At 63.8% G+C, this 12,213-nt stretch carries 14 protein-coding genes and 2 pseudogenes; 13 read left to right on the forward strand and 3 right to left on the reverse strand.

The features are described 5' to 3' along the window. Window positions 1-115: 115 nt before the first annotated feature. Window positions 116-544: a VOC family protein gene (locus SO140_RS06555; protein ID WP_449377655.1), complete on the reverse strand. Its 429-nt coding sequence runs from the start codon at window positions 542-544 to the stop codon at window positions 116-118. 103 nt (window positions 545-647) lie between these two features. Here SO140_RS06555 and SO140_RS06560 point away from each other — a divergent pair, with 103 nt between their 5' ends. From SO140_RS06560 to SO140_RS06575, 4 genes and pseudogenes are all read left to right on the forward strand, one after another. Continuing rightward, on the forward strand, window positions 648-1,622 hold the full coding sequence (locus SO140_RS06560) for a Bug family tripartite tricarboxylate transporter substrate binding protein (RefSeq protein ID WP_449377654.1): 975 nt from the start codon (window positions 648-650) through the stop codon (window positions 1,620-1,622). 171 nt (window positions 1,623-1,793) lie between these two features. Then, entirely contained in the window at window positions 1,794-2,243 is a 450-nt protein-coding gene (locus SO140_RS06565; RefSeq protein ID WP_449377653.1) for an ArsR/SmtB family transcription factor, read from the forward strand. 11 nt (window positions 2,244-2,254) lie between these two features. Then, a pseudogene (locus SO140_RS06570) lies at window positions 2,255-2,587 on the forward strand (SRPBCC family protein); the annotation flags it as partial. A 15-nt stretch (window positions 2,588-2,602) separates the two neighbouring features. Beyond that, window positions 2,603-3,346 carry a DUF899 domain-containing protein gene (locus SO140_RS06575; protein ID WP_449377652.1) on the forward strand — a complete coding sequence of 248 codons (744 nt, stop codon included), beginning with the start codon at window positions 2,603-2,605 and terminating at the stop codon, window positions 3,344-3,346. Window positions 3,347-3,538: 192 nt separating this feature from the next. On the opposite strand, the gene SO140_RS06580 is transcribed toward SO140_RS06575, so the two are convergent. Beyond that, window positions 3,539-4,777, reverse strand: coding sequence for a S1C family serine protease (locus tag SO140_RS06580; protein WP_449377651.1), 1,239 nt, complete (start codon window positions 4,775-4,777; stop codon window positions 3,539-3,541). A gap of 202 nt (window positions 4,778-4,979) precedes the next feature. Between SO140_RS06580 and SO140_RS06585 the strand changes: the two genes are divergently transcribed. The 4 genes from SO140_RS06585 (at window position 4,980) to SO140_RS06600 (ending at window position 7,316) form a co-directional block, all read left to right on the forward strand. Then, window positions 4,980-5,597 (forward strand): hypothetical protein, encoded by a 618-nt coding sequence (locus tag SO140_RS06585; protein ID WP_449377650.1) that lies wholly within the window; start codon window positions 4,980-4,982, stop codon window positions 5,595-5,597. After that, entirely contained in the window at window positions 5,584-5,958 is a 375-nt protein-coding gene (locus tag SO140_RS06590; protein ID WP_283038759.1) for a transcriptional regulator, read from the forward strand. Before SO140_RS06585 ends, SO140_RS06590 begins: the two co-directional genes overlap by 14 nt. 31 nt (window positions 5,959-5,989) lie before the next feature. Beyond that, the gene (locus SO140_RS06595) at window positions 5,990-6,721 is read left to right on the forward strand and encodes a di-trans,poly-cis-decaprenylcistransferase (RefSeq protein WP_449377649.1); all 732 of its coding nucleotides are present in this window, start codon (window positions 5,990-5,992) and stop codon (window positions 6,719-6,721) included. Between the two features lie 109 nt (window positions 6,722-6,830). Beyond that, on the forward strand, window positions 6,831-7,316 hold the full coding sequence (locus SO140_RS06600) for a Crp/Fnr family transcriptional regulator (RefSeq protein WP_449377648.1): 486 nt from the start codon (window positions 6,831-6,833) through the stop codon (window positions 7,314-7,316). Here the strand turns inward: SO140_RS06600 and SO140_RS06605 are convergent. Continuing rightward, window positions 7,255-8,082: a metallophosphoesterase family protein gene (locus SO140_RS06605; RefSeq protein ID WP_449377647.1), complete on the reverse strand. Its 828-nt coding sequence runs from the start codon at window positions 8,080-8,082 to the stop codon at window positions 7,255-7,257. The genes SO140_RS06600 and SO140_RS06605 overlap by 62 nt on opposite strands. A gap of 162 nt (window positions 8,083-8,244) precedes the next feature. Here SO140_RS06605 and SO140_RS06610 point away from each other — a divergent pair, with 162 nt between their 5' ends. From SO140_RS06610 to SO140_RS06630, 5 genes and pseudogenes are all read left to right on the forward strand, one after another. Next, complete coding sequence (locus SO140_RS06610; protein WP_449377646.1) at window positions 8,245-8,931, forward strand: DNA-3-methyladenine glycosylase I; 687 nt, start codon at window positions 8,245-8,247, stop codon at window positions 8,929-8,931. A 55-nt stretch (window positions 8,932-8,986) separates the two neighbouring features. Beyond that, window positions 8,987-9,715 carry an SDR family oxidoreductase gene (locus SO140_RS06615; protein WP_449377645.1) on the forward strand — a complete coding sequence of 243 codons (729 nt, stop codon included), beginning with the start codon at window positions 8,987-8,989 and terminating at the stop codon, window positions 9,713-9,715. Window positions 9,716-9,971: 256 nt separating this feature from the next. Further along, window positions 9,972-10,265, forward strand: a complete 294-nt coding sequence (locus tag SO140_RS06620) for a hypothetical protein (protein ID WP_449377644.1) — start codon at window positions 9,972-9,974, stop codon at window positions 10,263-10,265. A gap of 574 nt (window positions 10,266-10,839) precedes the next feature. Further along, window positions 10,840-11,127, forward strand: coding sequence for a hypothetical protein (locus tag SO140_RS06625; protein WP_449377643.1), 288 nt, complete (start codon window positions 10,840-10,842; stop codon window positions 11,125-11,127). 594 nt (window positions 11,128-11,721) lie between these two features. Next, window positions 11,722-12,110 (forward strand): annotated as a pseudogene (locus SO140_RS06630) (VOC family protein). Window positions 12,111-12,213 lie beyond the last annotated feature (103 nt).

A 12,213-nucleotide genomic window follows, 5' to 3' on the forward strand; every position in this document is an offset into this window, starting at 1 on the left:
GAAACATTCTCCGCGGCCTTAGGTGGGTTAGCGAGGCACAACCCACCACCGCCTGCAGCCATGTTGGGTTACGCCTAGCGGACTGCGCTTCGCGCAGCCGCGGGGCTAACCCACCCTACGAATTCTGCCGGCCGCCGTCCTCATACGACGAAATCTCGACCAGGCTGCCGTCCGGATCGCGGCAATAGACCGAGCGCAGCGTGCCGCGGGCGCCCTGCCTGGCCACCGGGCCTTCCTCGATCGCGACGCCATGCGCCGTCAGATGCGCCACCACCTCGTCGGGGGTGGCCGTGGTGAGGAAGCACAGATCCTCGCTGCCGGCGGTCGCATGGTCCGCGGTGAACCACTCAACCTTGTCGGCATCGCGCGGCCGGACGTTGATCTTCTGGTTGCCGAACTGAAGCGACGTCCGCGGCGCTTTGCCGCCGCCGGGGTCGAACACCCTCACTTCCATGCCGAGGATTTTGCGGTACCACTCGGCGGTGCGCGCGACGTCGGCGACGTTGACGACGAGGTGATCGAGGGCCTGAACCTTGACGGACATGCCTTATCCTTTCGTCGCGATGCGGGTAGCGCACTTCTCGTCGGTGGCGGGCTTTGTTACAACGCGCTGCCATCAAGAACAACAAACTGGGAGAAGATTTCAGATGATCACACGCCGCACTGCGCTGGGCCTGCTTGCCGCCAGTCCGCTTGCAACCGCGCCGCTCTCGAGGGCCTTTGCGGCGGATTATCCGGCGCGGCCGGTGAAATGGGTCGTCGGCTATCCGCCGGGAGGCGCCACCGATATCCTGGCGCGGCTGATCGGCCAGCGGCTGTCGGAAAAATTCGGCCAGCAATTCGTGATCGAGAACAAGCCCGGCGCCGGCAACAACATCGGCACGGAGTCCGTCGTCAATGCCGAGCCCGACGGCTATACGTTGCTGCTGGTCAATCCGGCCAATTACATCAACGCTTCGCTCTACGCCAATCTGAAGTTCAACTTCGTGCGCGACATCGCGCCGGTAGCGTCGTTCCAGCGTGTGCCGAACGTGATGACCGTGAACAAGGACGTGCCGGCGAAGAACGTCGCCGAATTTATCGAATATGTGAAGGCCAATCCCGGCAAGGTGAACATGGCCTCCTCGGGCAACGGCACCTCGGTGCATCTGTCGGGCGAGATGTTCATGGCGATGACCGGCTGCAAGATGCAGCACGTGCCCTATCGCGGCGCGGCGCCCGCGATCACCGACATGCTGGGCGGCCAGGTGCAGGTGATCTTCGACAACATGCCCTCGATCATCCAGCACATCCGCTCTGGCTCGCTTCGCGCGCTCGGCGTCACCACGGCCGAGCGCTCCTCGCAATTACCCGACGTGCAGGCGATCGCGGAGACCGTCCCGAACTACGAGGCGAGTGCGCTGTTCGGCATGGGCGCGCCGAAGAACACGCCGAAGGAGATCATCGCCAAGCTCAACGGCGAGATCAACGCAATCATGAAAGAGCCCGACATGACCAAGCGCCTGGTCGAGCTCGGCGGCGAGCCGCTCGTGCAGACGCCGGATGCGTTCGGCGACATGATCAAGGCCGAGACCGACAAGTGGAAGAAGGTCGTCGAGTTCGCCGGCCTGAAGGTCGAGTAGCGATACCGGCTCGCGCATGTCGACGCTGACGAAGCCCCGCCGCGAGGCGGGGCTTTTTTCATTTGCGTTCCGGAACCGATTTTTAGGCGAGCGCGCAATCACGCAGTCGTGCGGACCTCCATATGCGCGTTCCCGCTTGACGGCAGGCTGCTTCCACCTATACTAAACCACATGGTTAAGTATCAGAGCGAGACGCTAGACCGAACCTTTGCGGCGTTGTCCGATCCGACGCGGCGTGCGCTGCTGGCACGGCTCGGCGAGGAGGACGGCCTGTCGGTCAGCGAACTGGCCGCGCCGTTTTCGATCTCGCTGCCCGCAATCATGAAGCATCTCGAGGTGTTGTCGGATGCAGGCCTGATCGTGCGGGAGAAGACCGGGCGGACGGTCGCCTGCCGGCTCACCGCGCAGCCGATGGAGCAGGCGATGAACTGGCTCAATCGCTACGCGCGCTTCTGGTCCGACAATTTCGATCGCCTTGCAGCTTTTGTGGAGGAAGACCCATGGCCGTCAACCAAGCAGCCGCAGCCCGCGCCGGCGAACGTCCAAGCCTCACCCTCACGCGCCGGCTCCGCGCGAAGCCGGAAAGGGTCTACGCCGCGTGGACGCAGGCAGAGCAGCTAGCGCAGTGGTTCGGCCCGCCGAACATGAAGCCCGCGACGGTGCAGGCCGACCTCGACGTCCGTACCGGCGGCCGCTACCGGATCAGCTTCACCCGCGACGACGGCGAATATTTCGAGGCCGGGGGGACCTACCGCGAGGTCGTGCCGAACGAGCGGCTGGTGTTCTCCTGGGCTTGGCACTCGACGCCGGAACGCGAGTCGCTCGTCACCATCACGTTCAAGCCCGACAACGGTGGCACGCTGATGATCTTCCATCATGCCCAGTTCTTCGACGAAACCGCACGCGACAACCATCAACGCGGCTGGAGCTCGTTCTTCGACAAGCTCGACGCCTTCGTCGCCTGATCAACGGAGTTCATCATGCAGCAACATCAGATCGTTTCCCGCCAGGAGTGGATCGTTGCCCGCAAGGCGCACCTGGCGCATGAGAAAGAGTTCAGCAAAGCGCGCGAGCGTCTCGCCGAGGAGCGCCGCAACCTTCCCTGGATCAAGGTGGACAAGAATTACGTGTTCGACGGCGCGAACGGCAAGGTGACGCTTGCCGACCTCTTCAAGGGGCGCCCGCAGCTCGTCGTGCAGCATGTCATGTTCGCGCCCGATTGGGAGGCGGCCTGCAAGAGCTGCTCGTTCTGGGCCGACGGTTTTGAGCGCATGGTGCCACATCTGGCCGCGCGCGATACCGCCATGGTCGCGATCTCGCTCGCGCCGGTTGCCAAGCTCGAGGCCTTCAAGAAGCGCATGGGCTGGACGTTCGACTGGGTGTCCTCGGGCGACAATGACAATGACTTCAACCATGACTTTGGCGTAACGTTTACGCGCGAAGAGATCGACAACGGCGAGCCGAAATACAATTTCGGCACCACGCCGTTCTACGGCCCCGAGCTGCCCGGCATCAGCGTGTTCTTCCGCGACGAGACTGGCGCCGTCTTTCACACTTACTCGTGCTTTGCCCGCGGTCTCGACATGATGAACGCGGCCTACCAGTATCTCGATCTCACCCCGCTCGGTCGTCACGAGGAAGGCCTGCCCTATCCGATGGACTGGGTGCGGCTACGCGACCAGTACGAGCCTGATGCAGCAAAGGCGGCGTGCTGCCATGGCTGAGCTGGTCGGGTTGCTGGGTCTTCAGCGACGCTTGTGGCAAGGCGCCGTCCACATCCACAGTGTCATCGCCCGCGAAAGCGGGCGATCCAGTATTCCAGAGGCCGTGACGAGTACGGAAAGGCCGCGGCGTACTGGATTCCCCGCCTTCGCGGGGAATGACAGTCGCGCTTGTTGCGGCAACGCGCAGCAAACCTATCGCTTTGCGTCGGCCTGCTCCGTCCCGGTGCACGAGATCAGCATCGTATAGGCGCGGGCGTTGCCGGCGATGTCGGTGGTCTTGAGCTCACCCTTCGGCTCGGCGGTCTGGTAGGGCACGACGGAATTGTCGAGGAAGTCGCGCATCGCGCCGGTCTTGATCGCGAAGTTGATGTTTTCGGGGATCGTTCCCGTCGCCCTCATCAGCATCCTGGCATCGAGCTTCGACACGACCACGCCGATCAACTGGCCGGACGTGTCGAACAGCGGGCCGCCGCTGTTGCCTGGCTGGACGGCCGCGCTGATCTGTAGGTGACGGGTGTCGTTGAGAATGCCGCTGAGCGAACTCACGATGCCCGTCGTGACCGTGAAGTCGGAGGTCAAAAGGCCATGATATGGAAAGCCGATCGCCACGACGGAATCGCCGGAGCGGATTGAACGATCGCGGATCTTGGCAAAGTCCTTGAACGTCGCCGTCGCTGGCGCCTGCAGCAGCGCCAGATCGTTGACCGCATCGCGCGACACCACGCGCAGCACCATCCTCGCTTCGCCGGTGAGATTGCCCTTGATGTCCCCGACGCAGCCGTCAATCACATGATTGTTGGTGACGACGTGACCGCTGCCACTGACCACGAAGCCTGTGCCGCTGTAGCTTCCGGTCTTGCCCGGTTTGCCGCTGGGCGGCGCCTGCTTGTCAGCGGGCGCCGGCTTCGCCGCGACCTTGGTGAAATCGCCGGCCTTGCTTAGCCCGTCGGCCTTCACCTTGGTGACGCAATTGGCCAGCGCCGCGATCACGGGCCCACTCGACGTCAACTGGAATTGCAGGACGGTGCGGCCGGCCGTCGCGACCATCAGGCTCGCCTTCTGAAACGACCGCACCACGTTCGGCGGCATGATCGCGGTCAGCATGTCGGATCGATTGGCTGTGGCAAACACGCGCGCTTGCTCCTGGCCGTCAAAGGTCACGTCGATCGCGGCGTTCTCGTCCTTGTTGAACTTGTAACCGGGACTGGCGAAGCTCAGCAGCCACGAGCCCGCTGCATTCTGGGCGACGACCAGAATGACGCCGTTGGCATACGGCGCCGTCGCTGCGCAATGAGAGAACGCGCCGGACTCATCATTGCTGAACGCGCCGCCGATCCAATTGCCGATATTGACGGATCCGAACGGCCCCGCGGCATTGACAACCCCGATCAGAACGATGTGCAGCACGCATGCCACTGCCCACTTCAACATTGCAAAGCCCCGGAACGCTTCTCGTTCGACACCTTACCCGTACGACCCGGTTTGGCGCAACCGGCAGTTGTTCGGCGCCGGCCGTCGCCCGGTTGGATGACGGCGCCCTTGCTTTTACTTTGCGATACGGTATACTTTGCATTACAAAGTAAACGACGCCCCCGGATGGGGTCCGCGGGTGTAGCGAGGTTCGACGTTGCAGATGCGCGATCTCGATAAGGCGCTGGCCGATATCGTGGCGATCCGCAGCCAGATCGCAGCCGGCACCGCCTTTCGTGGCTATGGTCCCGCGACGATGGTCGCAACCGGCGCGCTCGCGCTCATCACCACCATCCTGCAATACTGGTTTATTGACGATCCGAGCGCTCAGCCGCTTGCCTTTTTCCTCGGCTGGGGTCTTGCGGCCGGCCTCTCGGGCTTCGTTATCTGGATCGAGATGCGCGCGCGCTCGCGCCGCCATCACTCCGGTCTTGCCGATGTCATGATTCACCAGGCGATCGAGCAGTTCCTGCCGGCTGGCGTTGCCGGCGTGCTGCTCGCGGTGGTGTTGTGGAAGTTCGCGGCCGAAACGCTCTGGCTGTTGCCGGGCCTGTGGCAGGTCCTGGTGTCGCTCGGCATCTTCGCTTCCGTCCGCTCGCTGCCGCGCAGTGTCGCGCTGGCGGGCGCCTGGTATTTCGTGTCGGGCTTTGTGATCGTCGTGCTGGCGAGCCAGACTCACACGCTCTCGCCCTGGACCATGGGGCTGCCCTTCGTAATCGGGCAGTCGCTGATGGCCGGCATTCTCTATGTTGCGTCCGGAGACCATGATGTCGAAGATTGAAAGTGCACCCTTCTCCTATGAGGGGCTCGATCGCGTCATCCATGAAAAGGCAAGGCTCGGCCTTTTGACCTCGCTGATGGCGCATCCGAAGGGGCTCGCCTTCGCAGATCTCAAGCAGCTCTGCGGCCTGACCGACGGCAATCTCAGCCGGCATCTCGCCGTGCTGCAGGAGGCCGGCCTCGTCGACGTGACCAAAGGCTACGAAGGCAACCGTCCCCACACCACCTGCCGGCTGACCAAGGCCGGCCGCCGCCGGTTCCTCGATTATCTCACCGTGCTCGAACGCCTGGTGCGCGATGCCGCCAAGGCCGCCGGCCGCGAGGCGCCGCCGCTCGGCCGCCTCGGCATCATCTCGACCTGACCCCCCCCCTTTTTTGATCGGAGACTTTGCAATGCAAAGTGACGTCACGCAGGCAAACGACAAGCTTCATGTCGGCATCATCATGGACGGCAATGGCAGGTGGGCGACGCGGCGCGGCCTGTCGCGCGTCCGCGGCCACGAAGCCGGTGTCGAGACGATCAGGCGCATCGTCGAAGCCGCACCCAAGCAAGGCATCGGCACCCTGACGCTCTATGCGTTCTCGACCGACAATTGGCGCCGGCCGAGGGCCGAGGTCGCGGCCCTGATGACGCTGCTACGCTTCTATCTCGCCAACGAGGTGCAGAGCCTGGTCAAGAACGGCGTCCGGCTCTCGGTGATCGGCCGTCGCGACCGCCTGCCCGAGGGCATTGCCGCGGCAATCGCCGGCGCCGAGCGCGCAACCGCCCACGGCAAAGCGCTGCATTTGCGCATCGCCGTCGATTATTCGGCGCGCGACGCCATCCTCAACGCCGCCGCCAAGGCGGCCGCGCTGACGAGCCTCACCCGAGAGGCCTTCTCGCAGCTCGTCACCGGCGAAGCGTTCTTGCGCGATGTCGATCTCATCATCCGCACCTCCGGCGAAAAGCGCCTGTCGGACTTCCTGCTGTGGGAGGGCGCCTATGCCGAACTGCATTTCACCGAGCGGATGTGGCCCGAATTCGAGGCCAGCGATCTCGCCGAGGCGCTGGCCTCCTTCCATCGGCGCGAACGCCGCTTCGGTGGCTTGCAGTCCTTGCCGCTGGAGCCGGCGCCGAGCCTGTGATGCGATGCGGTATGGCCACTGATGCCGAAAAGTTGAGCAGCTTCGCCGCTTTTATCCCTTCGACGCCGATCGCATCGGTGCCTAGTCTGGCACGGACGGGGATATCAACATGCGCGCGGTGCTGGACTATTGCAGGAGCGGAACGGAGCGGCGGGTCGCAGCCGGCGCGCTGATCCTGACCGAGGGCGGCGCCTCGGGGCATCTCTACGTGCTGATGGAAGGCAAGCTCGAGGTGATCAAGGGCGGCACCGTGGTTGCGACCATCGCCGAGCCCGGCGCCGTATTCGGTGAGATGTCGGTACTGCTCCAACAGCCGCACACCGCGACGGTGCGCGCCTGCGCCGATTCCGTCATCTACGAGTTCGACGATGCCGCCTCGTTCCTGATCCAGGAGCCCGAGGTCGCGCTTCTGCTTGCGCGTATGCTGGCGCAGCGGCTCAACGTCGCCAACACCTATCTTGCCGATCTCAAGCGGCAATATGCCGGGCAAGGCAACCATCTGGCGATGGTCGGCGACGTCCTGCAAAGCATGATCAACCTGCCGTCGCAGGAGGTTTCGCCAGGCTCGGATCGGCAATCCGATCCAAGAATGTGAGCCAGTCCGGCGGCTCGGCGACTGCCGACGCGGGCCGCCGCAGGGCCGCATCGAGATCGATACATTGCGCTTCGCCTGCCGCTAGCCAGAACGCTTTGCCCGCGTCGAGATCGAGCACGATGTGGGTCGGTGGCCGGCCATGCTGGAGGCCTGCGTTGAACACCCAGGTGGTGCCGAGCCGGTCGTACCACGCGCCGTCGGTGATGAAGGGCGATTGGTGCACATGGCCGGAGATCACCATCGTCGGCTGATACTGCGCGATCCATTGCACCAGATCGACGTCACCGAAGAAGCGCTTGCCGCCCCAGCTCGTCGGCGAATTCGCAGGTGGCGCGTGATGCGCCCAGATCCAGCGCTGCGGTCGTCTTGTGGCGGCCTCGCTCAGTTGCGAGGCAATCCGCGCCTTGACCACCGGGCCGTCCCACCACGGGCAGACCGTGAACAGCGTGTCGCCGATCCTCAGGTCGTCGCCGTCGCAGGCAATGCCGAGCTCGCGGGCCTCCGTGATCCAGCGCGAGATTTTCTCGCCCTCGGCGCTGCGCTCGTCGAGGTCATGATTGCCCGAGCACAGGATGACGCGCGTCTGACGCGCCAGCATCGCGAGGTATTTTTTCACCACCACGATCTGCGCGCGAAAATCCACCTGCGAGGAGATGTCCAGCGCATCGCCGGCGAAGATCACGAGGTCGAATTGCGGCGCCGCGCTGACGAGCCAGTCGAGCTGCGGCAGCGAGTAATGTAGGTCGGCGACGACCAGGCAGCGCATTGAAAATCCGTCAGGTCAGAAAATGAGAAAACGCGGGAATTCCGCATCGGAAAAGCAAGAAGCAGACCAGCGTGGCCGGCCCGCAGCCGCGGCAAATTGGCAAGGGCTGGACCTCCCCGGCGAAGTCTGGTGTCGTAGCGCGGCCTCATGGCAGGTGATCGCATGACCTCGTTCAAGACCATTCGCGCCCGCGCCGAGAAGCGCAAGGGCGGGCCCAAGCAGCTCGAGAAGCTCCTGCCGGCGAAGCCCGATGCAAAGGCGCTGACAAAGCTGCCTGACGATCGCATTCTCGCGGAGATGACGAAGCGGGTATTTTGCGCCGGCTTTGCCTGGAGCGTGATCCACTCAAAATGGGACGGCTTCGAGCAGGCCTTCCTGCACTTCCAGCCGGCCAAGCTGACCTTTCAGCCCGAGGACTACTGGGAAGGCCTGATGCGCGACGCCCGCATCGTGCGCAACGGTGCAAAGATCCTGTCGGTGCGCGAGAATGCCACCTTCGTGCAGGAGATCGCCAAGGAGCATGGCAGCTTCGGAAAATTTCTGGCGAAATGGCCGGCTTCGGACGAGGTCGGCCTGCTCGATCTGCTTGCCAAGCGTGGCAGCCGGCTGGGCGGTAACACCGGCCAGATGCTGCTGCGCTTCGTCGGTTGGGACGGCTTCGTCACCTCCAGGGACGTCGTCGCGTGCCTGCGCGATGCCGGCCTCGACATCGCCGAGGAGGTGAAGTCAAAGGGCGATCTCGCCAAGGTGCAGGCGCAGTTCAATGCCTGGGCCAATGAGACGGGCCTGCCCTACACGCACCTCTCGCGCATCTGCGCGTTATCGGTCGGGGAAAACCGCGGGGAGTGACGGCCCCGCGCCACGGCGGGCGCCTGAAGAAGCGCCCAGCAAGGGAGAAGCGCCCATGGCAGGAGATCTGGAAGGCAAGGTTGCCGTCGTGACAGGGGCTGCGTCGGGCATTGGCCTGGCGAGCACCGAGGCGATGCTGGCCGCAGGCGCGCGCGTGGTGCTGGTCGACCGCGACGCCGCAGCCCTGAAGGCCATTTGCGACAGGCACGGCGACGCCGCGATCCCGCTCGTCATCGACCTGCTGGACCCGAGGGAGTGCGCCACGCTCTTGCCGCGCGTTCTGGAGAAGACCGGTCAGCTCGACATCCTGCACGCCAATGCGGGCACGTACATTGGCGGCGATCTCGTCGAGGCCGACAGCATCGCGATCGACCGGATGCTGAACCTGAACGTCAACGTCGTGATGAAGAATGTCCACGACGTGCTGCCTCACATGATCGAGCGCCGGACGGGTGACATCATCATCACGAGTTCGCTCGCGGCGCATTTTCCGACACCGTGGGAGCCGGTCTATGCATCGTCCAAATGGGCGATCAACTGTTTCGTGCAGACCGTGCGACGCCAGGTGATCAAGCACGGCATCCGCGTGGGATCGATTTCGCCCGGTCCCGTCATCACCGCACTGATCGCGGGCTGGCCGCCGGAGAAGCTGGAGGAAGCGAGGGCCTCCGGAAGCCTGCTCGAAGCCAGCGAGGTCGCCAATGTGGTGATGTTCATGCTGACGCGCCCGCGTGGCATGACCATTCGCGATGTGGTCATGCTGCCGACCAATTTCGATCTCTAGACGCGTCTTGATCTTTAGCCGCCTCTTGAGAATGCAACCGCCGCCGCGTTTTGGACCACGTGCGACTGCCATCTCGATGTCGCCCCAATCATGCCACGAGCACGGCGGACGCAACCGATCGCCTCGGACGTGGAGGCGCTGCGGAACAATTGCGCGTGCGATCTGTTCGGGAGTCTAAGCCGGGGCGGCCAGTGCTGGAACAAAGTCCGCCACGGCGACGCCAGGGACACCACACAAGCGCGAAATGGAGCGGCTCATGAAGCTGAACGCCATCCAGGTCAAGGAGACCATGAGACAGTTGGACGCCCAGGTGCTTCCCGACGGACACCCGGCCGTGCCTCAGCTCAACAGCCTGTTCGGAGATCATACGTTCTTCGTCGACGAGAGCGGACTGAAAGTGCTGGAGCCCACCGACTCATCCGCGATGGAGAGCCGGACCGGCGAAGTCGTCAGCCTTGCCGACTGGAGCGATCCGGAGCTGACCAGCCTCAGGGCGCACGAGCCGGAGCCGACCGGCGTGATCGTGGTGTTCGAGCCGAGCAAGCATTGAAGGAGTTTGCGCGACCGCGACGGCCGTCGGCGCGCTGATGGGCGTGCCGCGGTCGATGACGACTGGACGCGAGACGCGTCAGTGATGCCGCTCGTCGCGACTTTGCGACCGAACCGGCGGTTGCCCGCGACAGCGCGTTACTCAACGCTCGCGTGTTACCCTCAAAAGCACCTTCCATGTATCGATCCATGTATCGATTTTTTTTCGCGCCATCGGCGACGTATTCAAGAACAGACCAACGGTCTCGCTGACCGAACCGCCCCGGAACTGACGAGCCTCAGGGCGCACGAGCCGGAGCCCACCGGCGTGATCGTGATGTTCGAACCGAGCAAGCACTGAAACTGAAAGAGACCTCGGGAAGCTCGACGGTGTCTCCGTCAGCTTGCCGCCGCGCCGCAGAATCGGTCCATCAAACTGGGCTTTCGATTGCGGCTGCGCCTCGGTGAGCGGCTAGTTGTTTGGGACTAGTCGTTTATCTCTAGCTCTCATGTCCGGCTTGGCGCTGGCGATGCGCAATGGAATTCTTGCTTGGCACGATCGTATTGGCCGTGCGCCTAGTCAGGAGCCGACGACAATGATTTTCCGTGCGTTCTGCCTCTCATCCCTCGTTGTGAGCGCATTGGTCGGCGTCGCGCATGCCGACAGTAATGCCGCGAACCCCGCTTTGCCGATCATCATCGGTCCGCTGCCTCCCGTGCACATCGGCCCTCCGCCGTTGCCGTGGTGGCCGCCACATATCCCGGTCGATCCGGTGCCGATCCATCCGGTGCCGATTCATCCGTGGCCGCCGCTTCCGACGCCACAACCGATCATTCCTGGTCAGGGGTGCGCGCCGGCGCCGGGCACAGCTTGCCCGCTCTGAGGCAGGCACCGTCCGCTCGCGACAACGGCGCATTGCCGAAGTAGACCAGTCGAGTCGCACGACAAGGAACGCCCTCGTTGCGGCGGGCGAGGGCGGTGCATGCCGCGATCAGCGACGTCCGAAACTGGCTGGCAAATGATAAACTCCTAGTGGACCCGCGCAGTGCAAGCCCACTGCTGGTCGCAGGTGTGGAAAGCCTTGCGAAGTCGCGCTCGCGGGTCCGACGCCGCGATCAGGGTATAAGGACTGCAGCGAACGCCATAGCTATGGGAAGCAACCCGAGACCGATCGCGCCGGCCTTGTAAGCGAATGCCTTGTCGAGTAGCGGTTTGGATGGGTGACGCATCGCCAAGCCTCCTCATAGCCCCGCGAAAGGCAGCATGCACCCGCGGAAGGAAATGCGCTAGGGCCTCTATGCCGTTTTGCAATGCACACACCATTGGCTGACTGGAGGAGGTGCGCCGGCTCTGGAATTGAGCGGCTACATGCACTCACGCTGCAGCACGCCACATCGCGCTGCCGCCTGACCGAGCCGATATCATGGTATCCTGCCCTTCTTGACAGCCAACGTCGCGCAACTCCCTTGGTTGGACGATGAATCAGCGGCTTTCCCTCGTCAGCCTCGTAGTCGCGGACTATGACGAGGCGATCGCCTTCTTCACCGGTGCCCTGGATTTCGAGCTCTGCGAGGACACGCCGCTTGGCGGCGGCAAGCGTTGGGTGGTCGTGCGCCCACGGGGGGCGCCGGCTCCGGCCTGCTATTGGCGCGGGCTGACAATCCGGCCCAAGTAGCGCGCATTGGTGACCAGGCCGGCGGGCGGGTCTTTCTGTTCCTGGAGACGGATGATTTTGGTCGCGATCATGCGCGCATGATCGCAGCCGGCGTGCGCTTCGTCGAAGAGCCGCGGTATGAGGCCTATGGGGTCGTCGCGGTTTTCAGGGATATCTGTGGCAACCGCTGGGACCTGATCCAGCGCAACTGAGGCGCCACGGCTGCGAACCCAGTCCATGATCCGAAAAAGTGTGGAGCGGTTTTCCCCCGCGACAAACGCGGAACGGGTTTGCGCGGAGATCATGCTCAGGCTC

It is taken from the genome of Bradyrhizobium sp. UFLA05-108 (assembly GCF_059803455.1).

Coding starts and splice junctions, on each gene's coding strand:
- SO140_RS06555 (WP_449377655.1), bottom strand. CDS start 544: ATGTCCGTCAAGGTTCAGGCCCTCGATCACCTCGTCGTCAACGTCGCC.
- SO140_RS06560 (WP_449377654.1), top strand. CDS start 648: ATGATCACACGCCGCACTGCGCTGGGCCTGCTTGCCGCCAGTCCGCTT.
- SO140_RS06565 (WP_449377653.1), top strand. CDS start 1,794: ATGGTTAAGTATCAGAGCGAGACGCTAGACCGAACCTTTGCGGCGTTG.
- SO140_RS06575 (WP_449377652.1), top strand. CDS start 2,603: ATGCAGCAACATCAGATCGTTTCCCGCCAGGAGTGGATCGTTGCCCGC.
- SO140_RS06580 (WP_449377651.1), bottom strand. CDS start 4,777: ATGTTGAAGTGGGCAGTGGCATGCGTGCTGCACATCGTTCTGATCGGG.
- SO140_RS06585 (WP_449377650.1), top strand. CDS start 4,980: ATGCGCGATCTCGATAAGGCGCTGGCCGATATCGTGGCGATCCGCAGC.
- SO140_RS06590 (WP_283038759.1), top strand. CDS start 5,584: ATGTCGAAGATTGAAAGTGCACCCTTCTCCTATGAGGGGCTCGATCGC.
- SO140_RS06595 (WP_449377649.1), top strand. CDS start 5,990: ATGCAAAGTGACGTCACGCAGGCAAACGACAAGCTTCATGTCGGCATC.
- SO140_RS06600 (WP_449377648.1), top strand. CDS start 6,831: ATGCGCGCGGTGCTGGACTATTGCAGGAGCGGAACGGAGCGGCGGGTC.
- SO140_RS06605 (WP_449377647.1), bottom strand. CDS start 8,082: ATGCGCTGCCTGGTCGTCGCCGACCTACATTACTCGCTGCCGCAGCTC.
- SO140_RS06610 (WP_449377646.1), top strand. CDS start 8,245: ATGACCTCGTTCAAGACCATTCGCGCCCGCGCCGAGAAGCGCAAGGGC.
- SO140_RS06615 (WP_449377645.1), top strand. CDS start 8,987: ATGGCAGGAGATCTGGAAGGCAAGGTTGCCGTCGTGACAGGGGCTGCG.
- SO140_RS06620 (WP_449377644.1), top strand. CDS start 9,972: ATGAAGCTGAACGCCATCCAGGTCAAGGAGACCATGAGACAGTTGGAC.
- SO140_RS06625 (WP_449377643.1), top strand. CDS start 10,840: ATGATTTTCCGTGCGTTCTGCCTCTCATCCCTCGTTGTGAGCGCATTG.